The sequence below is a fragment of the Actinokineospora lacus genome (assembly GCF_053813445.1).
In genome coordinates, this window is the sequence record NZ_JBQERA010000015.1 from 108771 (window position 1) to 135023 (window position 26253).

At 72.4% G+C, this 26253-nt stretch carries 29 protein-coding genes; 20 read left to right on the forward strand and 9 right to left on the reverse strand.

Annotated features, from left to right (window positions below; translation table 11 throughout):
* Positions 1–40: 40 nt before the first annotated feature.
* Genes ACTG9Q_RS29315 through ACTG9Q_RS29335 form a run of 5 tightly spaced genes read right to left on the reverse strand, consistent with a single transcriptional unit; the run spans position 41 to position 4512 of the window.
* Complete coding sequence (locus ACTG9Q_RS29315) at positions 41–559, reverse strand: methylated-DNA--[protein]-cysteine S-methyltransferase (protein WP_455576163.1); 519 nt, start codon at positions 557–559, stop codon at positions 41–43.
* Positions 556–1326: a methylated-DNA--[protein]-cysteine S-methyltransferase gene (locus tag ACTG9Q_RS29320; RefSeq protein ID WP_455576164.1), complete on the reverse strand. Its 771-nt coding sequence runs from the start codon at positions 1324–1326 to the stop codon at positions 556–558. The genes ACTG9Q_RS29315 and ACTG9Q_RS29320 overlap by 4 nt, the downstream gene beginning before the upstream one ends.
* Positions 1313–1972 carry an RNA polymerase sigma factor gene (locus ACTG9Q_RS29325; RefSeq protein ID WP_455576165.1) on the reverse strand — a complete coding sequence of 220 codons (660 nt, stop codon included), beginning with the start codon at positions 1970–1972 and terminating at the stop codon, positions 1313–1315. Before ACTG9Q_RS29325 ends, ACTG9Q_RS29320 begins: the two co-directional genes overlap by 14 nt.
* Positions 1973–1981: 9 nt before the next feature.
* The gene (locus ACTG9Q_RS29330; RefSeq protein ID WP_455576166.1) at positions 1982–3259 is read right to left on the reverse strand and encodes an MDR family MFS transporter; all 1278 of its coding nucleotides are present in this window, start codon (positions 3257–3259) and stop codon (positions 1982–1984) included.
* Complete coding sequence (locus ACTG9Q_RS29335; protein ID WP_455576167.1) at positions 3256–4512, reverse strand: ATP-grasp domain-containing protein; 1257 nt, start codon at positions 4510–4512, stop codon at positions 3256–3258. The genes ACTG9Q_RS29330 and ACTG9Q_RS29335 overlap by 4 nt, the downstream gene beginning before the upstream one ends.
* Positions 4513–4738: 226 nt before the next feature.
* On the opposite strand from ACTG9Q_RS29335, the gene thrS reads away from it, so the two are divergent.
* Positions 4739–6748, forward strand: a complete 2010-nt coding sequence (gene thrS, locus ACTG9Q_RS29340) for a threonine--tRNA ligase (protein WP_455576257.1) — start codon at positions 4739–4741, stop codon at positions 6746–6748.
* A gap of 3 nt (positions 6749–6751) precedes the next feature.
* On the opposite strand, the gene ACTG9Q_RS29345 is transcribed toward thrS, so the two are convergent.
* Positions 6752–7072, reverse strand: a complete 321-nt coding sequence (locus ACTG9Q_RS29345) for a hypothetical protein (RefSeq protein ID WP_455576168.1) — start codon at positions 7070–7072, stop codon at positions 6752–6754.
* A 134-nt stretch (positions 7073–7206) separates the two neighbouring features.
* Between ACTG9Q_RS29345 and ACTG9Q_RS29350 the strand changes: the two genes are divergently transcribed.
* Together ACTG9Q_RS29350 and ACTG9Q_RS29355 are read left to right on the forward strand one after the other, a co-directional pair.
* Entirely contained in the window at positions 7207–8067 is an 861-nt protein-coding gene (locus ACTG9Q_RS29350; RefSeq protein WP_455576169.1) for a helix-turn-helix domain-containing protein, read from the forward strand.
* Between the two features lie 22 nt (positions 8068–8089).
* On the forward strand, positions 8090–8290 hold the full coding sequence (locus tag ACTG9Q_RS29355; protein ID WP_455576170.1) for a DUF397 domain-containing protein: 201 nt from the start codon (positions 8090–8092) through the stop codon (positions 8288–8290).
* A gap of 32 nt (positions 8291–8322) precedes the next feature.
* On the opposite strand, the gene ACTG9Q_RS29360 is transcribed toward ACTG9Q_RS29355, so the two are convergent.
* Positions 8323–8892: an HIT family protein gene (locus tag ACTG9Q_RS29360; protein WP_455576171.1), complete on the reverse strand. Its 570-nt coding sequence runs from the start codon at positions 8890–8892 to the stop codon at positions 8323–8325.
* Between the two features lie 157 nt (positions 8893–9049).
* Here ACTG9Q_RS29360 and pgsA point away from each other — a divergent pair, with 157 nt between their 5' ends.
* The 5 genes from pgsA to ACTG9Q_RS29385 are packed head-to-tail and all read left to right on the forward strand — an operon-like array spanning position 9050 to position 12783.
* The gene (gene pgsA, locus ACTG9Q_RS29365; protein ID WP_455576172.1) at positions 9050–9658 is read left to right on the forward strand and encodes a phosphatidylinositol phosphate synthase; all 609 of its coding nucleotides are present in this window, start codon (positions 9050–9052) and stop codon (positions 9656–9658) included.
* Positions 9655–9798: a hypothetical protein gene (locus ACTG9Q_RS29370; RefSeq protein WP_455576173.1), complete on the forward strand. Its 144-nt coding sequence runs from the start codon at positions 9655–9657 to the stop codon at positions 9796–9798. Before pgsA ends, ACTG9Q_RS29370 begins: the two co-directional genes overlap by 4 nt.
* Positions 9786–10700, forward strand: a complete 915-nt coding sequence (locus tag ACTG9Q_RS29375; RefSeq protein WP_455576174.1) for a phosphatidylinositol mannoside acyltransferase — start codon at positions 9786–9788, stop codon at positions 10698–10700. The genes ACTG9Q_RS29370 and ACTG9Q_RS29375 overlap by 13 nt, the downstream gene beginning before the upstream one ends.
* Positions 10701–10702: 2 nt before the next feature.
* Positions 10703–11821 carry a glycosyltransferase family 4 protein gene (locus tag ACTG9Q_RS29380; RefSeq protein ID WP_455576258.1) on the forward strand — a complete coding sequence of 373 codons (1119 nt, stop codon included), beginning with the start codon at positions 10703–10705 and terminating at the stop codon, positions 11819–11821.
* Entirely contained in the window at positions 11818–12783 is a 966-nt protein-coding gene (locus ACTG9Q_RS29385) for an NUDIX hydrolase (RefSeq protein WP_455576175.1), read from the forward strand. Before ACTG9Q_RS29380 ends, ACTG9Q_RS29385 begins: the two co-directional genes overlap by 4 nt.
* Here ACTG9Q_RS29385 and ACTG9Q_RS29390 read toward each other — a convergent pair.
* The gene (locus tag ACTG9Q_RS29390) at positions 12776–14878 is read right to left on the reverse strand and encodes an elongation factor G-like protein EF-G2 (protein WP_455576176.1); all 2103 of its coding nucleotides are present in this window, start codon (positions 14876–14878) and stop codon (positions 12776–12778) included. The genes ACTG9Q_RS29385 and ACTG9Q_RS29390 overlap by 8 nt on opposite strands.
* 200 nt (positions 14879–15078) lie before the next feature.
* Here ACTG9Q_RS29390 and pdxS point away from each other — a divergent pair, with 200 nt between their 5' ends.
* Positions 15079–15990, forward strand: coding sequence for a pyridoxal 5'-phosphate synthase lyase subunit PdxS (pdxS, locus tag ACTG9Q_RS29395; protein WP_455576177.1), 912 nt, complete (start codon positions 15079–15081; stop codon positions 15988–15990).
* Between the two features lie 167 nt (positions 15991–16157).
* Here the strand turns inward: pdxS and ACTG9Q_RS29400 are convergent, their stop codons facing one another.
* Positions 16158–16706 (reverse strand): helix-turn-helix domain-containing protein, encoded by a 549-nt coding sequence (locus ACTG9Q_RS29400; RefSeq protein ID WP_455576178.1) that lies wholly within the window; start codon positions 16704–16706, stop codon positions 16158–16160.
* 75 nt (positions 16707–16781) lie between these two features.
* On the opposite strand from ACTG9Q_RS29400, the gene ACTG9Q_RS29405 reads away from it, so the two are divergent.
* The 11 genes from ACTG9Q_RS29405 (at position 16782) to secD (ending at position 26252) form a co-directional block, all read left to right on the forward strand.
* On the forward strand, positions 16782–17465 hold the full coding sequence (locus ACTG9Q_RS29405) for an AzlC family ABC transporter permease (protein ID WP_455576179.1): 684 nt from the start codon (positions 16782–16784) through the stop codon (positions 17463–17465).
* A complete protein-coding gene (locus ACTG9Q_RS29410; RefSeq protein ID WP_455576180.1) occupies positions 17462–17770 on the forward strand; it encodes an AzlD domain-containing protein in 309 nt (102 codons plus the stop codon). Before ACTG9Q_RS29405 ends, ACTG9Q_RS29410 begins: the two co-directional genes overlap by 4 nt.
* A 37-nt stretch (positions 17771–17807) precedes the next feature.
* On the forward strand, positions 17808–18428 hold the full coding sequence (gene pdxT, locus ACTG9Q_RS29415) for a pyridoxal 5'-phosphate synthase glutaminase subunit PdxT (protein ID WP_455576181.1): 621 nt from the start codon (positions 17808–17810) through the stop codon (positions 18426–18428).
* Between the two features lie 17 nt (positions 18429–18445).
* On the forward strand, positions 18446–19198 hold the full coding sequence (locus tag ACTG9Q_RS29420) for a YebC/PmpR family DNA-binding transcriptional regulator (protein WP_455576182.1): 753 nt from the start codon (positions 18446–18448) through the stop codon (positions 19196–19198).
* Positions 19198–19710, forward strand: coding sequence for a DUF4262 domain-containing protein (locus ACTG9Q_RS29425; RefSeq protein WP_455576183.1), 513 nt, complete (start codon positions 19198–19200; stop codon positions 19708–19710). The genes ACTG9Q_RS29420 and ACTG9Q_RS29425 overlap by 1 nt, the downstream gene beginning before the upstream one ends.
* A gap of 98 nt (positions 19711–19808) precedes the next feature.
* Positions 19809–21566, forward strand: a complete 1758-nt coding sequence (locus ACTG9Q_RS29430) for a metallophosphoesterase family protein (protein WP_455576184.1) — start codon at positions 19809–19811, stop codon at positions 21564–21566.
* Positions 21567–21641: 75 nt separating this feature from the next.
* A complete protein-coding gene (ruvC, locus tag ACTG9Q_RS29435; protein ID WP_455576185.1) occupies positions 21642–22211 on the forward strand; it encodes a crossover junction endodeoxyribonuclease RuvC in 570 nt (189 codons plus the stop codon).
* A gap of 11 nt (positions 22212–22222) precedes the next feature.
* On the forward strand, positions 22223–22813 hold the full coding sequence (ruvA, locus tag ACTG9Q_RS29440; RefSeq protein WP_455576186.1) for a Holliday junction branch migration protein RuvA: 591 nt from the start codon (positions 22223–22225) through the stop codon (positions 22811–22813).
* Positions 22810–23865, forward strand: coding sequence for a Holliday junction branch migration DNA helicase RuvB (gene ruvB, locus ACTG9Q_RS29445; protein ID WP_455576187.1), 1056 nt, complete (start codon positions 22810–22812; stop codon positions 23863–23865). Before ruvA ends, ruvB begins: the two co-directional genes overlap by 4 nt.
* A gap of 91 nt (positions 23866–23956) precedes the next feature.
* Complete coding sequence (gene yajC, locus ACTG9Q_RS29450) at positions 23957–24313, forward strand: preprotein translocase subunit YajC (protein WP_455576188.1); 357 nt, start codon at positions 23957–23959, stop codon at positions 24311–24313.
* Between the two features lie 166 nt (positions 24314–24479).
* A complete protein-coding gene (gene secD, locus ACTG9Q_RS29455; RefSeq protein WP_455576189.1) occupies positions 24480–26252 on the forward strand; it encodes a protein translocase subunit SecD in 1773 nt (590 codons plus the stop codon).
* Position 26253: the final 1 nt, after the last annotated feature.

Genomic DNA, 26253 nt, shown 5'->3' on the forward strand with positions numbered 1-26253 from the left:
CTGGTGCCCCAGAACATTGGCATCTCAGAACACTGGCGCCTCAGAACAGGCGCAGGTCCTCGGCCTCGCCGTGGTCGGTCTCCAGGTCGAGCAGGGTCCGCTTGGCCTGGAGGCCGCCCGCGTAGCCGGTGAGCGCGCCGGACGCGCCCAGCACCCGGTGGCAGGGGATGACCAGCAGGGCCGGGTTGCTCCCCAGTGCCCGGCCCACGGCCCGCGCGGCCGTCACCGGCAGCCCGATGTCCCGCGCCAGCTGCCCGTAGCTGGTGGTCCGTCCATAGCCGACGGTCTCGTTCAGCGTGGTGAGCACCGTGCGGTCGAACGTCGGCACCTCGATGTCCACCGGCACGGTGAACTCCCGCAGCTCGCCCGCCAGGTAGGCGGTCAGCTCCTCGGCCGCCTGGTCGAGGACGCGGCCGTTGTCCGCGGTGCGCGGCCCGGCCCGGAACCGCTCGGCGAGCTTCGCGGGCGGGACGAACTGGCACGCGCGCAGCCCGTCCGGGCCCGCGGCCACCGCCAGCTCGCCCAACTCCGTCTCCAGGCCCACCACCGCGACCGTCACGACGCCACCGCTCCCGGCTTGCAGTGCTTGCACGGCCGGTAGCCCGCCTGCCGGGCCTGGTCGACGGTGCGGAAGGGCTTGCGGTGCGCGGCGGTGATGCGCCGGGCGTGGTGGCAGCTCGGGAAGCAGACGATGTTGGTGGTGTCGCTGCCCAGGAAGTGGATGTTGTCCACCGCCAGGCTGCGCATCTCGTCCAGGTTGGTGTTCTCCATGCGCAGCAGCCGGTCCTTCAGCTCGGAGCCGAACACGTAGCCGCCGATGTCGCCGTTGGCCCGGGTCACCCGGTGGCACGGGATCAGCAGGGGCACCGGGTTGCGCCCCAGCGCCAGCCCGACCGCGCGGACCGCCCTCGGGTTGCCGATCTGCTCGGCGACCCAGCCGTAGGGCCGGGTCTCGCCGACCGGGATGCGCGCGGTGGCGTCCAGCACCGCGCGCTCGAAGTCGGTGAGCGGCCGCAGGTCGAAGGAGAGCCTGCCCGGCCTGCCCGAGCGCAGCGCGGGCAGGACCCCGCCGGGCGGGCGCGGGCTGTGCTCCACGGGTTTGCCCAGCCGCTCGCGCAGCAGCTCGGTGAACCGGTCGGCGCTGCCGCCGACGGAGTCACCGGTCCGCAGGTAGCACACGCCCCGATCGGTCGCGCCGACGAACACCTCCCCGACCGGCGCCTCGACCCGGCTCCACCTGACGAACACCTTCGGCGTCAGGTCGACCGGATCGGGCGCCAGCGCGTGCAGGATGCCCGCCATGAGGTTGTCCTCAACCGTGGCCATCGCGTACCTCCTTCGGTCGCACTGGAGAAACATGCCCGGGGGCTGCCTGGGCGACCAGGGTGGGATGGTGCTCGCCCAGCAGCGCGCGGAGCCTGGCCAGTCCCCGTGAGACATGTGAGCGCACCGTCCCTTCCGGACATCCCATGACCTCGGCGACCTCCGCGCTCGACAGCTCGCAGAGGTGCCGCAGCAGTACCGCCACGCGCTGCGGCTCGGGCAGGCGCGCGGTCAGCCCGGCCAGCACGTGCCGCTGGTCGAGCCGGTCGGCGATCTCGTCGAACGCGTCCGAGCGCGGTGCCCGCTCCACGTACTCCTCGAGCGGGACCTGCAGGGGCCGCCGCCCGCGGTCGCGCGCGGTGTTGCGCCCGATGTTGAGCGCGATCGTCACCAACCATGGCCGGGGCCGCAGCTCGGCCGTGCGGTCCGCGGAGTAGCCGCGCAGCGCCCGGTAGGCCCGGAGGAACACCTCCGCAGCCAGGTCCTCCGCGTCGGTCCGGTGCCCGCAGACCCGCAGCACGGTGGTGTACACGAGTTGCTGGTACTCCCGCACCAGCAGCGCGAACCCGGTGTCGAGGTCGTCGAGCAGGGCCGCGCGCAGCCGCTCGGCCGTCGGGTCCTCCACCGTCCGCACCACCGATTCCGTCATGTCCGCCGCCTACGCCGGGTCCCGGACCTCGGCGTCCACCGCGGCCCGGTCCCCGGTGTCCGCCGGTGCCCGGTCCTCGGTGTCCGCCGCGCGCGCCCGCGGCTTGACGACGCCGATCAGGGTGGCCACCACGGCGACCGCGGTGATGATGCTCGACGCCCACCACACGCCGTCCTGCCACACCACCCACAGTGCCACGCCCAGCACCGGTCCGACCGCGTAGCCGATCTGCATCGAGAACGCCGACGCCGCGATGTAGCGCCCGCGCAGGCCCGCGGGCGCCACCTGGCCGGGGTAGGCCGACGCGGTCGGGGTTCCGATGATCTCCCCGAGGGTCCAGACCACGGTGGCCACCACGAACATCGCCACGGCCGGGCCCGCGATGTAGAGGTTCATGCCGACGCCGACCAGGCCGATGCCGACCGCCACCGCCAGTTTCGCGGGCATCCGCTGGACGTACTTGGTGAACGGCAGCTCCAGGCCGATCACCAGCGCCGCGTTGAGCGACAGCAGCAGCGCGTAGAGGCCCGGCTGGTGCCCGTCGGCGGTGATCTGCAGCGGCAGCACCGCGATGTGCTGGATGTAGACGACGGCGTTGAGGAACAGGGCCAGCATGAACAGGGTGAACTTGCGGTCCCTCAGCACCAGCAGGTAGGACTTCCGCTCCTCCTGCTCGGCGCCGTCGGCGTGCTCCTCGCTGCCCCTGTGCGGCAGCCGCATCGCGAAGGCGGCGAACACGACCGAGGTCAGCGCGTCGATGTAGAACATCAGGTCGTAGGAGTAGACGATCAGCAGGGCGCCGAGCAGCGGCCCGGCGGTGGTGCCCAGGTTGAACGCGAGCCGGTAGACCGCGAACACCATGACGTGCTGTTTCTCCGGGGTGAGCTCCACCAGCAGCGCCGAGGACGCGGGCCGGTACGCCTGGGCGAGCAGCCCGATGACGGCCGCGACCAGGATGACCATCCACAGGGCGGGCAGGTGCACCAGCAGCGCGGTCAGCAGACCCGCGCCCGCCATCGACACGACGATCGTCCAGCGGTAGCCGAAGCGGTCGGCGATGGTGCCGCCGAGGATCACCCCGATCACCGAGCCGAGGCCGTAGGCGCCCAGGGCGATGCCCGCCGCCGACTCGCTGAAGCCCTTCTGCGTCAGGTAGAGCACCAGGTAGATCTGCAGGAAGTTGCCCAGCCGGTTGATCAGCATGCCGACGAGCAGCAGCCACACCGGGTGGGAGATGTTCCGCAGGGTGTGCAGGACAGAGGGGTGGTCGTTCTCCTGGTCCTTCACGACTTCGCCGCCGCGGGTTTGCCGGTGACCTCGACGATCGCGCGCGCGTCGGCCAGGGCGGCCTCCGCCTGCTCGGGGGTGTCGGCCAGGGTGATCACGCGGCCGTAGCGGGCGATGTAGCCGCGCGGCGGCAGCCGCAGCACCGCGCCCGCGTCGGCCAGGGCGGTGGCGCTGTGCACGTGCGGGGTGAACCGGTCCTCGCGCACCGTCACCGACTCGATCTCGGTGTCCTGCTCGGGGTAGAGGAAGGCGACCGCGGCGGCCTTGCGGTGGCGGACCCCGGTGTCGGGCGCCCGGCCCGCGGCCACGTCGGCGGCGGCCATGGCGATGTCGACGCCGGTGGCGAGGTGGCCGAGCAGCGGGATCATGTCGCCGCCCACCCGGGCGTTGACCTCCAGCAGCCGGGGCCCGCGGCTGCCCAGCCGGAACTCCGTGTGGGTGACCCCGGTGTGGAAGCCGAGGGCGGTGTGCGCGCGGCGCAGGGCGTCGAGCAGCTCCTCGTCGGCGAGCAGGGGGTCCGACGCGTCGACGACGTGCCCGGTCTCCTCGAAGAACGGCGCGAACCCGACCTGCTTGCGGGCCAGGGCCAGGGGGACGCACTGGCCGTCGAAGAAGACGGCGTCGACGCTGATCTCGGGGCCGTCGACGTACTCCTCCACGAGCACCGACATCTCGAAGACCGGCACGCCGGGGTAGGAGATCGCGGTCGCCGCGGCGTAGGCGTCGGTGACCGCGGCCTCGTCCTGGGCCAGCTTGACGCCCATGCTGCCCGCCAGGCCGCGCGGCTTGAGCACGACCGGGTAGCCGATCTTCTCGGCCGCGGCGAGGGCCTCGCCCAGGTTGTGCACGCCGATCGAGACCGGCTGCGGCACGCCCGCCTCTTCCAGGGCGACGCGGGTGGCGTTCTTGTCCCGGCAGGCGGCGATGGTCTCGGGCGGGTTGCCCGGCAGGCCCAGCGCGGTGCTGACCATCGCGGAGGGCCAGACCAGGCCCTCGTCGTAGCAGAAGACGCCTGCCACGGTGTGCTGCTCCGCGACCTCGGTGGCGGCGGCGATGAGCTTGGCGGCGTCCATGTTGTCGACCACGGTGTTGCCGACGATGTAGGGGGCTTCCCAGGTCACGTCGGCGGGCTGCAGGAGCCAGAGGCGATACCGGGTGGTGACCGACTGGAGGATGAACTCGCGGCTTCGCCGCACGCTGCTGCCGACCAGCAGCAACAGCGGCTTGTCCTCGACCTGGCCGTTCGACCCCATCTGTACTTCCCATCATGTCCGGCGCGCGGGCGCGGCGTCTGGTGGTCGCCGCTCTCACTGGGGGCAAACCCCAGGCGGGGCGGGGGCGTTGCAGGCGGCTCGCGGACGCGGTGGAAACCGGGGGGCAGGCCCGCGACCGGCCTCGATAGCATCCTCGTGTTCCGCTATCGAACCGACAGGAGCCGTCGTGTCTCAGCCGCAGCCCGTGCCCGCCGCCCCCACGAGCGTGGTGGTGCCCGCGGGGACTACTGCGGGCGCCGCCGTCCGCGAGGCCGGGCTGCCCGGCAAGGGCCCCGACGCGGTCGTCGTGGTCCGCGACGCCGACGGCAGGCTGCGCGACCTCACCTGGACCCCTGAGGCCGACAGCGCCGTCGAGCCGGTCGCCGCCGACTCCGACGACGGCCGCGCCGTCATCCGCCACTCCTGCGCCCACGTGCTCGCCCAGGCGGTGCAGCAGCAGTTCCCCGAGGCCAAGCTGGGGATCGGGCCGCCGGTCAAGGACGGCTTCTACTACGACTTCGACGTCGAGCGCCCCTTCACCCCCGAGGACCTGCAGGCGCTGGAGAAGCGCATGAAGCAGATCATCAAGGGGGCGCAGCGGTTCTCCCGCCGCGTGGTGGACTCCGTCGAGGCCGCCAAGGCCGAGCTGGCCGACGAGCCGTACAAGCTGGAGCTGGTCGACATCAAGAGCGACGTCGACACCAGCGAGGTGATGGAGGTCGGCGGCGGCGAGCTGACCGTCTACGACAACCTCGACCCCCGCTCCGGTGAGCGCGTCTGGGGCGACCTGTGCCGTGGCCCGCACGTGCCGACCACCAAGCACATCCCCGCCTTCAAGCTGATGCGGGTCGCCGCGGCGTACTGGCGGGGCAGCGAGAAGAACCCGCAGCTGCAGCGCATCTACGGCACCGCGTGGGAGTCGACGGAGGCGCTGGACCGCCACCTGGAGCTGATCGCCGAGGCCGAGCGCCGCGACCACCGCAAGCTCGGCTCGGAGCTGGACCTGTTCAGCTTCCCCGACGAGATCGGCTCCGGCCTGGCCGTCTTCCACCCCAAGGGCGGCATCGTGCGCCGGGTGATGGAGGACTACTCGCGCAAGCGGCACGAGGAGGAGGACTACGAGTTCGTCTACTCCCCGCACATCACCAAGGGCACGCTGTTCGAGACCTCCGGGCACCTGGACTGGTACCGCGACGGCATGTACCCGGCGATGCACCTCGACGCCGAGCTGAACGCCGACGGGACCGTGCGCAAGCCGGGGCAGGACTACTACCTCAAGCCGATGAACTGCCCCTTCCACGACCTGATCTTCCGCTCCCGCGGCCGGTCGTACCGGGAGCTGCCGCTGCGGATGTTCGAGTTCGGCTCGGTCTACCGCTACGAGAAGTCCGGCGTGATCCACGGCCTGACCCGGGTGCGCGGCATGACGCAGGACGACGCGCACATCTTCTGCGCGCCCGAGCAGGTGCAGGACGAGCTGAAGTCGCTGCTGTCGTTCGTGCTCGGCCTGCTGCGCGACTACGGCCTGGACGACTTCTACCTGGAGCTGTCGACCCGCAACGACGAGAAGTACATCGGCTCCGACGAGGTCTGGGAGAAGGCCACCGAGGCCCTGCGCGAGGCCGCCGAGGACTCCGGCCTTGACCTGGTGCCCGACCCGGGCGGCGCGGCCTTCTACGGCCCGAAGATCTCGGTGCAGGCCAAGGACGCCCTCGGCCGCACCTGGCAGATGTCCACGATCCAGGTCGACTTCATGCTGCCCGAGCGCTTCGAGCTGGAGTACACCGCCGGTGACGGCTCCCGCCAGCGCCCGGTCATGATCCACCGCGCGCTGTTCGGCTCCATCGAGCGCTTCTTCGGCGTCCTGACCGAGCACTACGCGGGCGCCTTCCCGGCCTGGCTGGCCCCGGTCCAGGTCATGGGCATCCCGGTGGCGGACGAGCACGTCGACCACCTCGCGGCGGTGGCCAAGGAGCTGAAGGCCCGCGGCCTGCGCGTCGAGGTGGACGCCTCCGACGAGCGGATGCAGAAGAAGATCCGCAACCACACCCTGCAGAAGGTCCCGTTCCTGCTGCTCGCGGGCGCCAAGGACGTCGAAGCGGGCGCGGTGTCGTTCCGCTTCCGCGACGGCACCCAGGTCAACGGCGTCCCGACCGACAAGGCCGCCGCCGCGATCGAGTCCTGGGTGGCCCGCCGCGAGAACACCTCCCCCACCGCGGAGACGTTCTCGGTCTGAGGTCTAGCGGTCCACCCAGAACAGGTGGGCGCTGGCCTGCTCGTACTCAAGGAAGGCACGGGCACGCTCGGCGCTGCTGAGGCGCATCCGGCACGAGCCGTCCACGTCGGCGACCTCGACGTGGTCGTCAAAGGCCAACCCCCAAGCAGCGATCCGAGCGTGTTCCCGATGCCCGAACTCGTGGAGCACCGCGAACAACCGAGGCGCCGAGGCGCGGAGGACCGCTTCCACCGCCTCCGCGAACACCGGGGCATCGCCGAACACGATGGCCGGATCGCCGACCTCTGCCCCGTCGATCCCGGGCTGCCCTGCTTCGACTGACATGTGCGCCTCCCACGGCGTGTCCCCATGCGATTACTCGCTGTGGGGCTAGACTGTCCCACGAATCTCGACTCCGAAAGTGCAACTCCTGATTTTCACTAGATCGGAGGTTCGTGGTGAGCGTGGACAACAGTCCCGTGAACGCGACCGTGCGCCACTGGCAGTTGATCGAGACCCTGCGTGAGCTGAGGGACAAGTCGGGTCTGACGATGGAACAGGCCGTGGAACGGCTGCAACCATTGGGCGGCACGTGGTCTCGGTCGAAGATCAGCCGGATCGAGAACCGGGAGACCGGCGTCAAACCGCCCGACGTGGAGCGGCTCCTGACTGTCTACGGCGTGACCGACAAGAGAACGCGTTCGTGGGTGAAGGGACTCGCCGCGAAGCCCGCTGAGCGGGGTTACTGGGTGCCGATCCGGCAAGACTTGCCGGAAGACTTCCACCTCCTGCTCAATGTCGAGGCAGCGTTGCTGGCGGTACGGCAGTTGGAGACCGTCGTGGTTCCAGGGCTCCTGCAGACGCCGGAATACACGCGGGCGATGATCTCCGGAGCCAATCCTGGGATGGATCACGAGGTAGTAGAGCGGCGGGTGCTGGCGCGGGCTGCTCGTCAGCGGGTCCTGAACAGGCCCGATCCGATGAGGTATCACGTGATCCTCGACGAGGGCGTCCTGCGTCGGAGCATTGGTGGTGCGGAAACCATGTCGGGCCAGTGCAGTCGCCTGTTGTCCGCCGCCAAGGCGGAGAACGTCACCATTCAAGTGCTGCCCCTGTCCGCTGGAGCGACACCGCTGGTCGACGGGCCGTTCTCACTCCTGACCCTGCCCGAGCCGATTCCGGATTTCGGGTATGCGGAAGGCCCCGGCGGCGCGGTCTACATCGAGGACAGGGCGATGGTGCGGACCTGTACGGAGCGGTGGGGCATCCTCACCGACTGCGCACTCTCACCCGCAGAGTCGGTGCGACTGATCAAGGAGGCTGGTAAGACATACGGGTGATCCCCACCGAGAGGAACATCCCATGGGCGACGAGGGTGTGACCTGGCGCAAGAGCACCTTCTCCGGCAGTGGCGGCACTGGCGGCGGCAACTGCGTTGAAGCGGCCCGGCTGTCTGCTGGTCGGTTCGGTCTGCGGGACAGCAAGGCTCCGACAGGGGGAGTGCTCGTGCTTCCCGGGTCCGGGATGGCGGCTCTGTTGAGCGCCATCGCCTCCCAGGGCTAGGCCCTCGTCAGGACGCGGCGCGCTGAAACGCCCTACCCCACGCTCTCCCAGGCGTCGGCCAGCAGGGTCCGGGTTTCCCCGAGCAGCTGCGGCAGGACCTTGGTGTGGCCGATCACCGGCATGAAGTTGGCGTCGCCGCCCCACCTCGGCACCACGTGCTGGTGCAGGTGGGCGGCGATGCCCGCGCCCGCGATCACGCCCTGGTTCATGCCGATGTTGAACCCGTGCGGCGCGGCCACCTTCCTGGCGACCCGCATCGCGCGCTGGGTGAACCCGGCCAGCTCGGCGGTCTCCTCCGGCGTCAGGTCGGTGTAGTCGGCGACGTGGCGGAACGGGACGACCATGAGGTGCCCGGGGTTGTACGGGTACAGGTTCAGCACCACGTACACCACCTGACCCCTGGCGATGATCAGCGCGTCGGGGTCGGACAGCTCCACCAGCGTGCAGAACGGGCACAGCTCGCGGGTGTCGGCGACCGGCTTGTTCTCCCCGCGGATGTAGGCCATGCGGTGCGGGGTCCACAGTCGCTGCAGGGCGTCGGGAATTCCGACCCCTTCCTGGGCGACGAGCTCAGGCTCCTCCGAGCGCACACCTGCGGCCATGACGCCGATCCTAGTGCCGAGCGCCCGAGCGGCCCGACCACGCGGCACAGATGCGCACGGTCGCGGCGTGAACTGAGCACGAACCTGCCAGGTCCACGGCAGGCGGCCTGCGGTTAGGCTGCCCGGGCCGAATGTCCAACTCCGCCGGTTAGGCACCATGCTGAACATCTTCGCCAGAGCCTCGGTGTCCCGGGTCACCGATCCCGTCGGCGCGTGGCTCGTCCGGACCGGGCTGACGCCGAACGCGGTCACCGTGTTCGGCACGGCGGGCGTCGTGGCGGGCGCGCTGTGGCTGTTCTCGACCGGCCACCTGCTCGCGGGCACGTTCGTGGTGTGGGGTTTCGCCATGTTCGACCTGCTCGACGGCGCCATGGCGCGGGCGAGGGGCGGTGGCACCCGCTACGGGGCCGTGCTGGACGCCAGCTGCGACCGCATCGCCGACGGCGCCCTGTTCAGCGCGCTGGTCTGGTACGCCTTCGCCCAGGGGGACCGGGTGCTGGCCGCCGCCGGGCTCGTCTGCCTGGTGACCGCGCAGGTGATCTCCTACGTCAAGGCCCGCGCCGAGGCCAGCGGCCTGGTCGCCGACGGCGGGCTGGTGGAGCGGGCCGAGCGCCTGATCATCACGCTGGCCGGGGCCGGGTTCGCCGGGCTCGGCGTGCCCTACGCGCTGCACGTCGCGCTGCTGGTGCTCGCGGCCGGGTCCGTGGTGACGGTCGCGCAGCGGCTCGTCGCGGTGCGCAGGAGCGCGGAGGGAAAGACACCATGACGCTGCGGGAATTGATGATGCTGCGGGAATTGATGATGCTGCGGGAATTGATGACGCGGGAGATGTCGCCGCGGGAGGTCGCCCTTCGGGGGATCGCGCTGCGGGAGATTGCGTTGCGGGGGATGACATGGGCGAGCTGACGCTGCGGGACCGGCTGGTCGCGGCCGGGTACGGCGCGGGCTGGCGCGTGGTCAGGATGCTGCCGCCAGGGGCGGCGCGGAGCCTGTTCACCGCGGGGGCCGACTTCGCCGCCCGCCGCAACGGCCCGGGGGCCCAGCGGCTGCGCCGCAACCTGGCCCGCGTCGTGCCGCAAGCGGGCCAGGAGGAGCTGGACGACCTCGTCCGAGCCGGACTGCGGTCCTACGCCCGCTACTGGATGGAGGCGTTCCGGCTGCCGTCGATGGACCACGCCGAGGTGGCGCGCAACGTCGAGGCGAACACGACCGGCGTGGAGTACCTGGAGGCCGCGCTGGCCGAGGGCAACGGCGTGGTCATGGCCATCCCGCACTCGGCCAACTGGGACGCGGTCGGCCTGTGGCTGGCCCGCAGGCACGGCCGCTTCACCACCGTCGCCGAGCGGCTCAAGCCCGAGGCGCTGTACGAGAAGTTCGTCGCCTACCGCGAGTCGCTGGGCTTCGAGGTCGTCCCGGTCACCGGCGGCGAGCGCAGCCCGGCGGTCGTGCTGGCCGAGCGGCTGCGCGAGAACAAGGTCGTCTGCCTGCTCGCCGACCGGGACCTGACCCCCAGCGGCAAGCCGGTGACCTTCTTCGGCGCCGAGACCAAGATGCCCGCGGGCCCGGCCTACCTCGCCGCGCGCACCGGGGCCGTCCTGCTGCCGTGCGGGTCCTGGTTCACCGAGGACGGCTGGGCGCTGCGCATCCACCCGCCGCTGCCGGTGGCCGGGGTGCGGCAGGTGCCCGCCGCCACCCAGGCGCTCGCCGACGTGCTGGCCGCCGACATCGCCGCGCACCCCGCCGACTGGCACATGCTCCAGGACCTGTGGCTGGCCGACCGCGCGCCCGTCGGGCAGGACGTGTCGTGAGCCTGCGCGTCGGGATCGTCTGCCCGTACTCCTTCGACGTCCCCGGCGGCGTCCAGGCGCACGTGGTCGACCTGGCGCGGGCGCTGGGCGGGCTCGGCCACCAGGTCGAGGTGCTGGCGCCCGCCGACGACGACACCCCGGTGCCCGACTTCGTCCAGCCCGCCGGGCGCGCGGTGGGCATCCCGTACAACGGGTCGGTGGCGCGGCTGTCGTTCGGGCCGCTGTCCTTCGCCCGCGTGCGGCGCTGGATTCGCGAGCACGAGTTCGACGTGCTGCACCTGCACGAGCCGACCGCGCCGAGCCTGTCGATGCTGGCGCTGATGGTCGCCGACGGCCCGATCGTGGCCACCTTCCACACCTCCACCCCGCGCTCGCGGACGCTGAGCGCGTTCCAGCTGATCCTGCAGCCGTTCCTGGAGAAGGTGACCGCGCGCATCGCGGTGTCCGCGCTGGCCCGGCGGGTGCAGGTGGAGCACCTGGGCGGCGACGCCGTGGAGATCCCCAACGGCGTGGACGTGGGCTTCTTCCGGGACGCCGAGCCGCTGCCGGATTACCCGCGCGGCTGCTCGGTGGGGTTCGTCGGCCGCTACGACGAGCCCCGCAAGGGCATGGCGGTGCTGCTGAAGGCGCTGCGACCGCTTGTCGAGGAGCTGCCCGAGCTGCGGCTGGTGGTCGTCGGCCGGGGTGATGAGGACGAGCTGCGCAAGGCCGCCGGCCCCATCCCGCTGGAGCTGCTCGGCCAGGTCGACGACGCCACGAAGGCCAGGATGCTGCGCAGCGTCGACGTCTACTGCGCGCCCAACACCGGCGGGGAGAGCTTCGGCATCATCCTGACCGAGGCCATGGCCGCGGGCACCGCGGTCGCCGCCAGCGACCTCGACGCCTTCCGCCGCGTGCTCGATGACGGCCGCGCGGGCGTGCTGACCCCGGTCGGCGACGCCGCCGCGCTGACCGACGCCCTGCGCGGCCTGCTGGCCGACGACTCCCGGCGCGCCGCGCTGGCCGCCGAGGGGGAGCGCCGGGTGGCCGCCTACGACTGGTCGGTCGTGGCCGCGCAGGTGCTGCGGGTCTACGAGCAGGCCGTCGCCGCGTGCCCGCGCCGGGTGGCGGAGGCGCCGTGACCTGGTGGCTGATCGCCCTCGTCGCCGTGGTGGTCCTGATGGGCGTGTACCTGGTGGGCACGGCCAACCGCCTGGACCGGCTGCACGTGCGCACCGACGCGGCGTGGGCTGCGCTGGAGGCGGCGCTGGCCCGGCGGGCCGTGGTCGCGCGGGCGGTGTGCGGGGTGCTCGACCTCGAGGAGGCCGACCGGCTGCGGGTGGTGGCCGAGCGGGCCGAGCGCGCGGGCCGGGTGGGCCGCGAGCACGCGGAGAACGCCCTGACCCGCGTGCTGTCCGAAGTGGACCGCCGGGCGCTGCCGCTGGCCCTGGCCGCCGAGCTGGTCGACGCCGAGCACCGCATGGTCATCGCCCGCCGCGTCCACGGCGACGCCGTCCGCGACACGCTGGTGCAGCGCCGCCGCCGGGTGGTGCGCTGGTTCAAGCTGGCGGGCCTGGCCCCGCGCCCGGAGTACTTCGAGATGGCCGAGCCGGACCTCGACCAGGACGTGCCCAGCCCGCGGCCCTCCGCCCGCGTGGTGCTCCTCGACCCCGAGCGCCGCGTGCTGCTGTTCCTCGGCAGCGACCCGGCCGCGCCCGGCACGCGGTTCTGGTTCACCCCCGGCGGCGGCGTGGAGCCCGGCGAGGACCTCCGCTCCGCCGCGGTCCGGGAGCTGGCCGAGGAGACCGGCGTCACCGTCCCCGCCGCCGAGCTGGTCGGGCCGGTGTGGCGGCGGCGCGTGGAGTTCAGCTTCGGCGGCCGCGGCTACGACGGCGAGGAGTGGTTCTTCGTCGCCGACCTGCCGGACGGGGCGACGGTGGACACCGCGGGCTTCACCGAGGAGGAAGCGGCCACGATCACCGAGCACCGCTGGTGGAGCGCCGCGGAGCTGGCCGCGACGGCGGAGACGGTGTACCCGGTGCAGTTCGCCGACCTGCTGTCCGGGGCCGTGTCGTGGGACGGGGCGCTGAAGTCGGTCAGGTGACCTGGGCGGGCATGGCGTCGAAGCGGGTGAAGGCGCGGCTGAACGTCGCCGAGCCGGAGGTCAGGGACCGCAGGTCGATCAGGTAGCGGATCAGGTTCGCCGCGGGGACCTCGGCGGTGACGACGGTGGACCCCGCGCCCTCGGCCTCGGTGCCCAGGACCCTGCCGCGGCGGGCGGACAGGTCGCCGAGGACCGCGCCGAGGTGGTCGTTGGGCAGGCGGACGGTGACCAGGTCGACGGGTTCCAGCAGGGACACCGAGGTCTTGGCCGCCGCGTCCCTCAGCGCCAGCGCGCCCGCTGCCTGGAAGGCGGCGTCGGAGGAGTCGACGCTGTGCGCCTTGCCGTCGACCAGGGTCACGCGCACGTCGACCACCGGGTTCCCGCTCGCCAGCCCCCGGGCCAGCTGCGCGCGCACGCCCTTCTCCACGCTCGGGATGTAGTTGTGGGGCACCGCGCCGCCGACCACCCGGTCCACGAACTCGAAGCCCGACCCGGTGGGCAGGGGCTCGACCTCGATGTCGCACACCGCGTACTGGCCGTGGCCGCCGGACTGCTTGACGTGCCTGCCGTGCCCGTGCGCCGGGCCGCTGAAGGTCTCCCGCATCGGCACCCTCACCGGCTCGGTGTCGATCTCCGCGCCGCCCGCGCGCAGCCGCGCCAGCACCACGTCCGCGTGGGCCTCGCCCATGCACCACAGGACCAGCTGGTGGGTCTCGGAATCGCGGTCCATGCGCAGTGTCGGGTCGCCCGCGACGAGCCGGGCCAGGTTGCGGGCCAGGGCGTCCTCGTCGCTGCGGGTGCGGGCGGTGACGGCCACCGGCAGCAGCGGCTCCGGCATCGTCCACGGCGCCATCAGCAGCGGGTCCTCCGGTGCGGACAGGGTGTCGCCGGTCTCGGCGGTGCCGACCTTGGTCAGCGCGCACACGTCACCGGCGACGCAGTAGGGGACCTCGCGCAGCGAGGCCCCCAGCGGGGAGTAGACGTGGGCCACCCGCTCGTCGGCGTCGTGGTCCTCGTGGCCGCGGTCGGCCAGGCCGTGGCCGGAGACGTGGACCGATCGCTCCGGGCGCAGCGTCCCGGAGAACACGCGCACCAGGGACACCCGGCCCACGTAGGAGTCCACCGCCGTGCGGACGACCTCGGCGGCCAGCGGGCCACGGGGGTCGGGGACCAGGCTCGCGTGCGGGCGGCCCCGCGGGTCGGTCACCAGGGGCAGCGGGTGCTCCAGGGGCGACGGGAAGCCCCGGGTCAGCACCTCCAGCAGCTCCGCGAGCCCGAGCCCGCTCAGCGCGCAGACCGGGATCACCGGGTGGAAGGCGCCGCGGGCGACGGCGGTCTCCAGGTCGGCGACGACGGTGTCGGTGTCGATGTCCTCGCCCGCGAGGTAGCGCTCCATCAGGGTCTCGTCCTCGCTCTCGGCGATGATCCCCTCCAGCAGCTCCGCGCGGGCCTCCGCGACGCGCTCGCGGCCCGCGTCGTCCAGGTCGGTCACGACGGGGTCGCCGCCGGAGTGGTCGAAGCGCCGCTGGGTGATCAGGCTGTCCAGGACGGACTCGCCGACCGGCAGGTACAGCGGCAGGACGTTGGCGCCGAAGGCGTCCCGGCAGGCGGCCAGCTCGGCGTCGAAGTCCGCGCGCGGGTGGTCGAGGCGGGCCACGACGAGCGCGCGCGGCATCCCGACGTCGGCGCACTCGCGCCACAGCGCGGTGGTCGAGGGGTCGACGCCCTCGGCGGCGCACACCACGAACAGCGCGGCGTCCGCCGCCCGCAGCCCGGCCCGCAGCTCCCCGACGAAGTCGGCGTAGCCGGGGGTGTCGATGAGGTTGACCTTGACGCCGCCGTGCACCAGCGGGGCCACCGAGAGCCCCACCGAGCGCTGCTGGCGCACCGCGGCCGGGTCGTGGTCGCAGACGGTGGTCCCCTCGGTGACCGACCCGGCCCTGCCCAGCACGCCGGTGGCCGCGAGCAGCGCCTCGGCGAGGGTCGTCTTGCCGGAGCCGGAGGGTCCGACGAGGGCCACGTTCCGTATGCGCGCCGGGTCGTCCACCACCACGGTGGACCCGGATTGACCGTTGTCGGAGTGCTTGTTCCCCATCTCCCGCACCTCCCGCTCGTCCTGCACTGTGTGCGATATCACATCTTGGCACCGTCGGCGACCAATGCGCTGCCCCGAGCCGGGAAGTGGCCTGCCGAGATCGGTCCGGATTGGCCGCCATCAGCGGTCCACCTCGCACGTAAGCTGTGGTCAGGCGGCTTCTGCCCGCCCCGCACGCACCCGACTTCGAGAGGCGAACCGTGTCCGACGCACAGACCCCCACCCCCCAGCCCGAGACCGGCACGACCCGGGTCAAGCGCGGTATGGCGGAGATGCTCAAGGGCGGCGTGATCATGGACGTCGTCGACGCCACGCAGGCGAAGATCGCCGAGGACGCGGGCGCCGTCGCGGTCATGGCCCTGGAGCGGGTGCCCGCCGACATCCGCGCGCAGGGCGGCGTGGCCAGGATGAGCGACCCCGACCTGATCCAGGGGATCATCGAGGCCGTCTCCATCCCGGTCATGGCCAAGGCCCGCATCGGCCACTTCGTCGAGGCGCGGGTCCTGCAGTCCCTCGGCGTGGACTACGTCGACGAGTCCGAGGTGCTGACCCCGGCCGACTACGCCAACCACATCGACAAGTGGGCCTTCACCGTGCCCTTCGTCTGCGGCGCGACGAACCTGGGCGAGGCGCTGCGGCGCATCACCGAGGGCGCGGCGATGATCCGCTCCAAGGGCGAGGCGGGCACCGGCGACGTCTCCAACGCCACCACCCACATGCGCAAGATCCGCGGCGAGATCAACCGGCTGAAGAACCTGCCCGCCGACGAGCTGTACGTCGCGGCCAAGGAGCTGCAGGCGCCCTACGACCTGGTCGTCGAGGTGGCCCGCGCGGGCAAGCTGCCGGTCGTGCTGTTCACCGCGGGCGGCATCGCCACCCCGGCCGACGCGGCGATGATGATGCAGCTCGGCGCCGAGGGCGTCTTCGTCGGCTCGGGCATCTTCAAGTCCGGCGACCCGGCCAAGCGCGCCGACGCCATCGTCAAGGCCACCACCTTCCACGACGACCCGGACATGGTCGCCAAGGTCTCCCGCGGCCTGGGCGAGGCCATGGTCGGCATCAACGTCGAGGACGTCCCGGAGCCGCACCGCCTCGCCGAGCGCGGCTGGTAGGTCTAGGCCGTGTTTCAGGTGTGGAGCACGGCATGGCCGCGCCAGTCCGGCCGCAGGCGGCACGGCCGGATGCGCCCGAATACGACACCGGTATGAGGACGATCCGTCCGCACCGCCTGCGGGCGGACTGATCACGACTCTCCCGCACCCCACACCTGAGACACGACCTAAACGTGCTCGGAGACCAGGCACGCGGTCGTGCCCGGCTCCAGCGCCTCGAAGACGTGCGGGGCGTCGCCGGGGTAGGCGATGTAGTCGCCCGGCCCGAGTTCCACCGGCTCGTCGGTGGGGCCGAGCCGGGCCCGCCCGGTGGCGATGACCACGTGCTCGACCACGCCGGGGGAGTGCGGGTCGGACTCGCGGCGGCCCCCGGGCGCCGCGGTGATCAGGTAGATGTCGCGGCGGGCGTTGGGCGGGCACGAGGCGAGCAGGGTCGCGGCGTAGTCGGCGCGCTCGGAGTGCACCACCGGGCCCTCGCCCGCGCGGATCACCCGCACGCGCGGCGCCGCGGGCTCCACCAGCCTGCTGAAGGGCACGTTCAGCGCGACGCTGAGCGCCCACAGGGTCTCCACGCTGGGATTGCCCGAGGCGGACTCCAGCTGCGACAGCGTCGACTTGGCGATGCCCGCGCGCTTGGCGAGTTCGCTGAGGGACAGGGCGGCGCGCTCGCGCTCACGGCGCAGCGACCGGGCGATGACCTCCAGTGGGGCGCCCACCAGTTCTCCCGTTCGGTGTGACGGAACAGTCGTTCGGCTTGACGAACGACTCGGCTTTGTTCATCGTAGGACACCATGCGTTCGATCTGGCGAACACTCGATGCCGAGCTGTGGCGCGGCGTGCTGGCCATCGCCGCCGCCGCGGCGGTCAACGGCGCCTCCTTCGGGGCCATCTCGGTGGCCTCCGGCCTGCCGCTCTGGGTGCCGGTTGCCATGTCCGTGCTGATCTTCGCGGGCGGGTCGCAGTACCTGGTGGTGGGCGTGACCGCGGCGGGCGGCAGCCCGATCGCCGCGGTGCTCGGCGGCCTGCTGCTCAACGCCCGCCACCTGCCGTTCGGCCTGGCGGTCGGCGACCTGGTCGGCCGCGGCTGGGCGGCCAGGATCGTCGGCAGCCACCTGCTCATCGACGAGTCGGTCGCCTTCGCCCTGGCCCAGCGGGACGCGACCAGGGCCCGCGCGGCGTACTGGGCGTGCGGGGCGACGCTGTTCGCGGCGTGGAACCTCGGCGTGCTCGGCGGGGCGCTGGCCGGTCAGCTCGTCGGCGACGCCGAGGCGCTGGGCCTGGACGCGGTCTTCCCCGCGGCGATGCTGGCGCTGGTGCTCCCCGCGCTCAAAGACGTCAAGGTCCGCACCCCGGCGCTGGCGGGCGCGGCGATCGCGCTGGCCGCGACCCCGTTCCTGCCGACCGGGATGCCCGTGCTGCTGGCCCTGCTCGGCCTGCTCGTCACCCCGCGCCGCGTCCCCGAGGTGGTCCGATGACCCTGCTGCCCATCCTGGTGCTCGCCGCGGGCACCTTCGCCTTCCGCGTCGGCGGGATGCTGCTGCGCGAGCGGCTCACGCTCTCCGCGCGGGTCCGCGAGCTGATGTCCACCGCCGCCGTCGTCCTGCTCGTCGCCCTGGTGGCCACCTCCGCGCTGGCCAAGGGCCCGGAGTTCGCGGGCTGGTCGCTGCCCGCCGGGGTGCTCGTCGGCGGCGTGCTCGCCTGGCGCAAGGCGCCGTTCGTGGTGGTCGTCGTGGCCGCCGCGCTGACCACCGCCCTGCTGAGGCTGGCCGGGCTGTCCTGACTAGGCTCGACCGCCATACCGAAAGGACTCACCACCGGTGCCCACCGACCGACCCCTGATCGGGGTGCTCGCCCTGCAGGGCGATGTGCGCGAGCACGTCGCCGCGCTCACCGCGGCGGGCGCCGCGACCCGGAGCGTGCGCAGGCCGACCGAGCTGTCCGAAGTGGACGGCCTGGTGCTGCCGGGCGGGGAGTCGACCACCATCTCCCGCCTGCTGGCCACCTTCGAGCTGCTGGAGCCGCTGCGCGCCCGGATCGCCGACGGCATGCCCGTCTACGGCTCGTGCGCCGGGATGATCCTGCTGGCCGGGAAGGTCCTCGACGGGCGCCCCGACCAGCACCAGCTCGGCGGGATCGACATGGTCGTGCGGCGCAACGCCTTCGGCAGGCAGGTCGACTCCTTCGAGGAGGACTTGGACTTCACCGGCCTCGACGACGGCCCCGTGCACGCGGTCTTCATCCGCGCGCCGTGGGTCGAGTCGGTCTCCGCTGAGGTGCGGGTGCTCGCCGCCGTGCCCGAGACCCCCGTGGCGGGCGCGGCCGGCGGTAGGATCGTCGCTGTTCGGCAGGGCCGGGTGCTGGCGACCGCGTTCCACCCCGAGCTCACCGGCGACCACCGCGTGCACCGCCTGTTCGCGGACATCGTCCGCGAAGCATGAGATAAGACGGAGGAGAGATGAGCGGCCACTCCAAGTGGGCGACGACCAAGCACAAGAAGGCCGCCCTCGACGCCAAGCGTGGCAAGCTCTTCGCGAAGCTGATCAAGAACATCGAGGTGGCCGCGCGCACCGGCGGCGGCGACCCCGAGGGCAACCCGACGCTCTACGACGCCATCCAGAAGGCGAAGAAGAGCTCCGTGCCGATGGACAACATCGAGCGCGCCCGCAAGCGCGGCGGCGGTGAGGAGGCGGGCGGCGCCGACTGGCAGACGATCATGTACGAGGGCTACGGCCCCAACGGCGTGGCCGTGCTGGTCGAGTGCCTGACCGACAACCGCAACCGGGCCGCCACCGAGGTCCGCACCGCGATGACCCGCAACGGCGGCTCGATGGCCGACCCCGGCTCGGTGGCCTACATGTTCAACCGCAAGGGCGTGGTGATCGTCCCCAAGGGCGAGCTGTCCGAGGACGACGTGCTCATGGCCGTGCTGGACGCGGGCGCCGAGGAGGTCAACGACCACGGCGAGAACTTCGAGGTGGTCTCCGAGGCGGGCGACATGGTCGCCGTGCGCAAGGCCCTGCAGGACGCGGGCTACGACTACGAGTCCGCCGACGCGGGCTTCCTGCCGAGCACCACGATCCCCTTGGACGCCGACGGCGCGCGCAAGATCTTCAAGCTGATCGACGCGCTGGAGGACTCCGACGACGTCCAGAACGTCTACGCCAACTTCGACATCACCGACGATGTGATGGCCGAGGTCGACGCCTAGTGTCCTTACCCGACCTCTCCGACGACGAGGCCCGCCTGCGCCAGTGGCTGCTGAGCACCGCTGACCAGGACGGGCACGCCGTGGTCGAGGTCGCGGGTGACGCCGACGGGGCGCCCTACGCCTTCTCCGTAGGCATGTGGCGCCGCTTCGGCGTCCCCGAGGCGGTGGTCATCGGCCTGCCGGTGAACATGACCCGCCCGCTGATCGATCTCTACGCCCGGCGCGCCGCCGAGGGGGAGCGGTTCTACCCCGGCCTGCCGTACCTGGACTTCTTCGAGGGCACCCCGGTGGTCGTGGAACGCGTGCACAAGGCGCACTACCTGGAGTACTTCGGCACCGCGCTCCTGGTGTACCCCCAGGGCGACTTCCCGGCGCTGCAGCTCATCGTGGCCACGCCGCAGGGCAAGTGGCCGTGGAGCCCGGACGCGCCGGAGGGGTTCGACACCTGGCAGCCCGTGCTCACCTACACCGGGCGGCCGGAGACCTGGCGGCCCGGCGTCGACGGACCCTGAGTCGGCGGACCCTGAGACGACGGACCCTGAACGGACCTGCCGGACGCGTCCGAACGCCGGGTAGGATCTTGGTCCGGTTGGGCGGAAGGGGCGCTGTGATGTCCGCTGAGACACCCATCGATATGTCCCCCGAACGGTCCCGGCCCAGCGACTGCACCGAGGTCGAGCTGGGCTTCCACCCGCAGCCCGCGGTCCGCTGGCTCGCGCCGAAGGTGCTCGTCAGCACCGGCGTCCAGTCGGCGATCGCCGCGGTCTTCGGCTCCTACGCCGACAAGCGGGAGCTGCAGGGCAGCCTCCCCTCGACCATCCACCGCCACCTCGGCGACGAGCTGTGGCTGGACTACGCCGCCGACATCGGCGACGGCTTCGACGCGACCTACTCGGTGGCCTCCCTGCTGGCCGCGGAGTCCCTGACCGTCGAGGACGCCGAGCTGCCCCGCGGCAAGCTGCTGGTCCTGGGCGGCGACCAGGTGTACCCCGGCGCGTCGACGCGGGCCTACGAGGACCGCGCCAAGGGCCCGTACCGCGCCGCCCTGCCCGCGGCGCGGGGGGAGCGGCCGGTGCTGTTCGCCCTGCCCGGCAACCACGACTGGTACGACGGGCTGACCTCCTTCCTGCGGGTGTTCGCCCAGCGCAGGCCGATCGGCGGCTGGGACACCGAGCAGACCCGGTCGTACTTCGCCGTGCAGCTGCCGCAGCGCTGGTGGCTGCTGGCCATCGACACCCAGTTCGACGACTACGTCGACGCTCCGCAGCTGGAGTACTTCCGCGAGGTGTCCCGCGACATCGACGAGGGCGACGGGGTCATCCTCTGCACGCCGAGCCCGGCCTGGGTGGCGGCGGGCTCGGACGGCTCGACCAAGTGCCACGACACCATCGAGTTCTTCAACCGCGAGATCGTCCGCGCGCGCGGCGCCCAGATCCGGGTGATGCTCTCCGGCGACGCCCACCACTACGCCCGCTTCACCGAGCGCGACGGCGGCAGGCACCTGATCACCTGCGGCCTGGGCGGGGCGTACCTGGCCGCGACCCACGAACTGCCCGAGTCGCTGCACCTGCCCCCGGAGGCGTCCCGGGTGCGCGACCCGTCCCCGCCCGCCGACTACGACCTCGCCGCGCGCTACCCGGACGTGCGGACCTCGCGGCGCTTCGCCACCGGCATCTTCTCGCTGCCCTGGCGCAACCCCGGTTTCTGGGCGCTGACGGCCACCTTCCAGACCCTGATGACGGTGGCCGTGCTGTACGGCCTGGTCAACACCCTGACCGACGACGACCGGCAGGACTTCTTCGGCAAGGTGGCGGGCTGGGTGCCCGCGGTCACGGTGGCCATCGTGCTGGTCCTGGGCGGCTTGGCCTTCGCCCAGATCCAGCGGTTCCGGCAGGGGACCAAGCCCACCGTGGCCGGGCTCCTGCACGCCTTCGCCCACATAGGACTCAGCGTCGGCTGGGCGCTGCTGGTGACCTGGCTGCACACCTCGGTGCTGCCCGACAGCTCCGTCGGCGACTGGTCCACGCTGGCGATCGTCTCGCTCGGCACGCCGCTGGTCGTGGGGTTCATCGACGCCGAACTGGTCGCGGTCTACCTGCTGCTCGCCTCCCGCGCGGGCATCAACCTCAACGAGGTGATGGCGGGGCAGAGCATCGAGGACCACAAGGGCTTCCTGCGCCTGCACATCGACCGCGCCGGGACCCTGACGATCCACCCGATCCGGCTCGACACCATCTGCCGGTCGTGGACCGCCCGGCCCGGCGCCCCGGCCCACGAGCCCTGGCTGGCCCCCACCGAAGCGCTGCTCCCGGCCCGCATGGACACCCCCATCACGATCACCAGGGCGGCCCCGGGCCCGCCGCGCTGATCAGGCGTGTCGACAACCGGCGGCGGCCGGGTCTCCCCTAAGCTCTCGAACGAGTGTTCTGCGAAGGGAGCCGGGGTGCGCGTGCTGGGAGTCGACCCCGGCCTGACCCGCTGCGGCATCGCCGTGGTCGACGGGGGCGCCGGGCAGAAGGTCACGGCCGTGGCCGTGGACGTCATCCGCACGCCGGTCGAGGACACCCTCGCCGTGCGCCTGCTCAAGGTCTCCGACGGCGTCGAGGAGTGGCTGGAGCGCCACAAGCCCGACGTCGTGGCCATCGAGCGGGTGTTCAGCCAGCACAACGTGCGCACCGCGATGGGCACCGCCCAGGCCGCCGGGGTCACGGCGCTGGCCGCCGCCCGGCGCGGGATTCCCGTCGAGTTCCACACCCCCAGCGAGGTCAAGGCCGCCGTCTCCGGGTCGGGCCGCGCGGACAAGGCGCAGGTGACCGCGATGGTCACCCGGCTGCTCGGCCTCGCCGAGGCGCCCAAGCCCGCCGACGCCGCCGACGCGCTCGCGCTGGCCATCTGCCACATCTGGCGGGCGCCGGTGCGCGCGCGCCTCGCCGAGGCCGAGGCGAGGGCGGCCGAGCTGGCCAGGAAGCACCGTGCCAGGCTGGCCGCCGCGGCTCGGCAAACCCAGCGATAGAGAGTGATGCGGTGATCTCCTCGGTACGCGGACAGGTGGCCTCGGTCGGACTCGACCACGTGGTGGTCGACGTCGGCGGCGTCGGCCTGGCCGTGCAGGCCACCCCGCACACGCTGGCCGGGCTGCGCCGCGGCGAGGAGGCCGCGCTGGCCACCGCGCTGGTCGTGCGGGAGGACTCGCTGACCCTGTTCGGCTTCGCCGACGCCGAGGCGCGCGACCTGTTCCGCCTCCTGCAGACCGTCTCCGGCATCGGCCCCCGGCTGGCCCTGGCCACCCTCGCCGTGCTGGAGCCCGACCAGCTGCGCCACGCCCTGGCCGAGGGCAACATCACCGCGCTGACCCAGGTCCCCGGCATCGGCCGCAAGGGCGCCGAGCGGCTGATCATCGAGCTGCGCGACAAGGTCGGCGCGCTGCCCACCGAGGCGCCCGCCGCGCAGAGCCCGAGCCGCGTGCGCGGCGCGGTCGTCGAGGCGCTGGTGGGCCTCGGGTTCCCGGCCAAGCAGGCCGAGCAGACCGTCGACAGCGTCCTGGCGGCCAACGGCGCCGCCGACATGTCCACCGCCCTCCGGGAGGCGCTGGCCACCCTCGGGCGCAAGCGGTGACCGAGCCCGAGGAGTGGGAGGACTCGACCGTCTCCGCCCACGCCGACCCGACCGAGCGCGACGACGAGTCCACCCTGCGCCCCCGCAACCTGGCCGAGTTCGTCGGCCAGCCCCGCGTGCGCGAGCAGCTCGAACTCGTCCTCAAGGGCGCCACCGGGCGCGGCGCGCCGCCGGACCACGTGCTGCTGTCCGGGCCGCCCGGCCTCGGCAAGACCAGCCTCGCCATGATCATCGCCGCCGAGCTGGGCCGACCCATCCGGATCACCTCCGGCCCGGCCCTGGAGCGCGCGGGCGACCTCGCCGCGATGCTGTCCAACCTCGGCGAGGGCGAGGTCATGTTCATCGACGAGATCCACCGCATCGCCCGCCCCGCCGAGGAGATGCTGTACCTGGCGATGGAGGACTTCCGGGTCGACGTCGTCGTCGGCAAGGGCCCCGGCGCCACGTCCATCCCGCTGGAGATCGCGCCCTTCACCCTGGTCGGGGCCACCACCCGCTCCGGCGCGCTGACCGGCCCGCTGCGCGACCGCTTCGGCTTCACCGCGCACATGGAGTTCTACACCGCCGAGGACCTGGAGCGGGTCCTGCGCCGCTCGGCGACGATCCTCGGCGTCGACCTGCGCCCCGACGGCGGCGCCGAGATCGCCTCGCGCTCCCGGGGCACCCCGCGCATCGCCAACCGGCTGCTGCGCCGGGTCCGCGACTACGCCGAGGTGCGCGCCGACGGCGCGGTCACCCTGGAGGTCGCCAAGGCCGCGCTCGCCGTCTACGACGTCGACGACCTCGGCCTCGACCGGCTCGACCGGGCCGTGCTCGGCGCCCTGGTCCGCTCCTTCGGCGGCGGCCCGGTCGGCGTCTCCACGCTGGCCGTTGCGGTCGGCGAGGAGCCGACTACGGTGGAGGAGGTGTGCGAGCCGTACCTCGTGCGCGCGGGGATGCTGGCCAGGACTCCGCGCGGCCGGGTCGCCACCGCGGCGGCGTGGGCGCACCTGGGCCTGTCCGCCCCGGTAGACGCTCCCGGACGCGGCGCGCCTACGCTGTTCGACGAGTGACGGCCCGACACGCGCGCCGCACCGGATTCGTCAATATCGGACTTTTCCCCGGGCTCCACCGAGGGGGAACGGTTCCGGCGAACGGAGAGACATGGAACAGGCCCTGCTTCCGCTGCTGCTGATCGCCGTGCTGGCGATCCCGCTGATCCTCGGTTCGCGCAGGCAGAAGAAGATGGTGGCTCAGCAGCAGGAGCTGCAGAGCTCGCTGACCGTCGGCGACCGCGTGATGACCACCTCGGGCCTCTACGGCACCGTCTCGGACATCTCCGACGACGCCTCCATCGGCCTGGAGATCGCGCCCGGCGTGGAGACGACGTGGCTGCGCCAGGCCGTCCGCGAGAAGGTCGGCCCGGACCTCATCGACGACGACGAGGACGACAGCGAGGACGAGCTCACCGAGTCGAGCGCCGAGATCGCCGCGCCGCTGGAGCACGACAAGCGCAACTGACCACCCCAGCGGAAGTGACCCACGCAACACCGGGTTCACGTCGCAACGGATACGCTGCGCCCTCACCCTGTGCACACGGGTGTGGGCGCAGCAGCATGGTGAGACCCCGACGCCATGCGCCCCCAGCGCGCCCCGCACCCGCCCGATTCGAGGAGAACGACCGACCGTGGCACCACCGGCCGGGCAGATCCGCCCAGGACGCTATCTGGCGTTCTTCGTGGCGATCGTCGCCTTCCTTTATCTGCTGGTGTTCTTCACCGGCGACCGGAAACTCTCCCCCAAGCTGGGAATCGACCTGCAGGGCGGTACGCGCGTCGCGCTGACCGCCCGCACGGAGTCCGGTGAGCCGCCATCGCGGGAATCGCTGGAGATCTCCCGGCAGATCATCGAGACCCGGGTCAACGGCATCGGCGTCAGCGGCACCGAGGTCATCCTCGAAGGCGACACCCTCGTCATCACGGTGCCCGGCGAGAACGGCGAGCGCGCCAAGGAGCTGGGCCAGACCGCGCAGCTGCGCTTCCGGCCGGTGCTGAACTCCGCGGGCGTCGCCCCGCCGGAGCAGCCCGCCCAGCCGCCCGCCACCTCGAACCCGGCGACGACCACGCCCGCCCCACCGGCGGCCTCCGGCGCGCCCACGACCACGGCCAACCCCCAGGGCCGCCCCGCGCCCGCCGCGCAGCAGCCGACGAGCCCGTCGGCGCCCCCGGCGCTGCCGCCGGAGCTGGTCGCGTGTGAGAACTACGCCAAGCTCCTGGCCGACGACAAGGCCGAGGACAGCGCGCTGATCACCGCGGGCAAGGCGTGCCGCCAGAACCCCAAGCTCGCCCCGAGCGCGGGCCCCGACGGCGCCGAGGTCGCGCCCGACCCGACCATCCAGCAGGCCGCCATGGCGGTGCTGAAGTGCGGGGCGGGCGAGATCGACCCGCTGGTCGGCAACGACGACCCGAAGCTGCCGCTGGCCGCCTGCGACCAGGACGGGATCGAGAAGTTCATCCTCGGCCCCTCGTTCCTGGAGGGCACCGAGATCAGCACCGCGACCGCGACCCTCGACCCCCAGGGCGTCGGCTACGTGGTCTCGGTCAGCTTCAAGCCCAACGGCGCCGACATCTGGTCGAAGTACACCGCCGCGCACGTGCAGGAGCGGGCCGCGTTCGTCCTCGACACCGAGGTCGTCTCCGCCCCGACGATCCAGGGCGCCATCAACGGCGACACCCAGATCACCGGCGGCGAGGGCGGGTTCAGCCAGTCCGAGGCGACCAAGCTGACCAACGTGCTCAAGTACGGCTCGCTGCCGCTGTCGTTCGAGTCCTCCGAGGCCGAGACCGTCTCGGCGACGCTGGGCCTGGCCTCGCTCCAGGCGGGCCTGATCGCGGGCGGCATCGGCCTGGCGCTGGTCTTCATCTACTGCCTGTTCTACTACCGCTTCCTCGGCCTGCTGACGATCCTGTCGCTGGTCCTCTCCGGGGGGATCGTCTACGCGGTGCTGATCCTGCTGGGCCGCTGGATCGGGTTCACCCTGGACCTGGCAGGCATCGCGGGCTTCATCATCGCCATCGGCATCACGGCGGACTCGTTCGTCATCTTCTTCGAACGACTGAAAGACGAAGTGCGCGACGGGCGGACGTTCCGCTCGTCGGTGCCGAGGGCCTGGGTCCGCGCGCGGCGCACCATCCTGTCCGCCGACGCGGTCAGCTTCCTGGCCGCCGCGGTGCTCTACCTGCTGGCCGTCGGCCAGGTGCGGGGCTTCGCGTTCACCCTGGGCATGTCCACCGTGCTCGACCTCATCGTCGTGTTCCTGGTGACGCACCCGCTGGTGGCGCTGGCGTCGAAGTCGAAGTTCCTGTCCAACCCCAAGTTCTCCGGCCTCGGCGGCGCGCAGCGCTCCGCCACGATCCAGCGCTCGGCGCGGGTCGCGGCCCCGGCCGTGAAGGAAGTGTGAC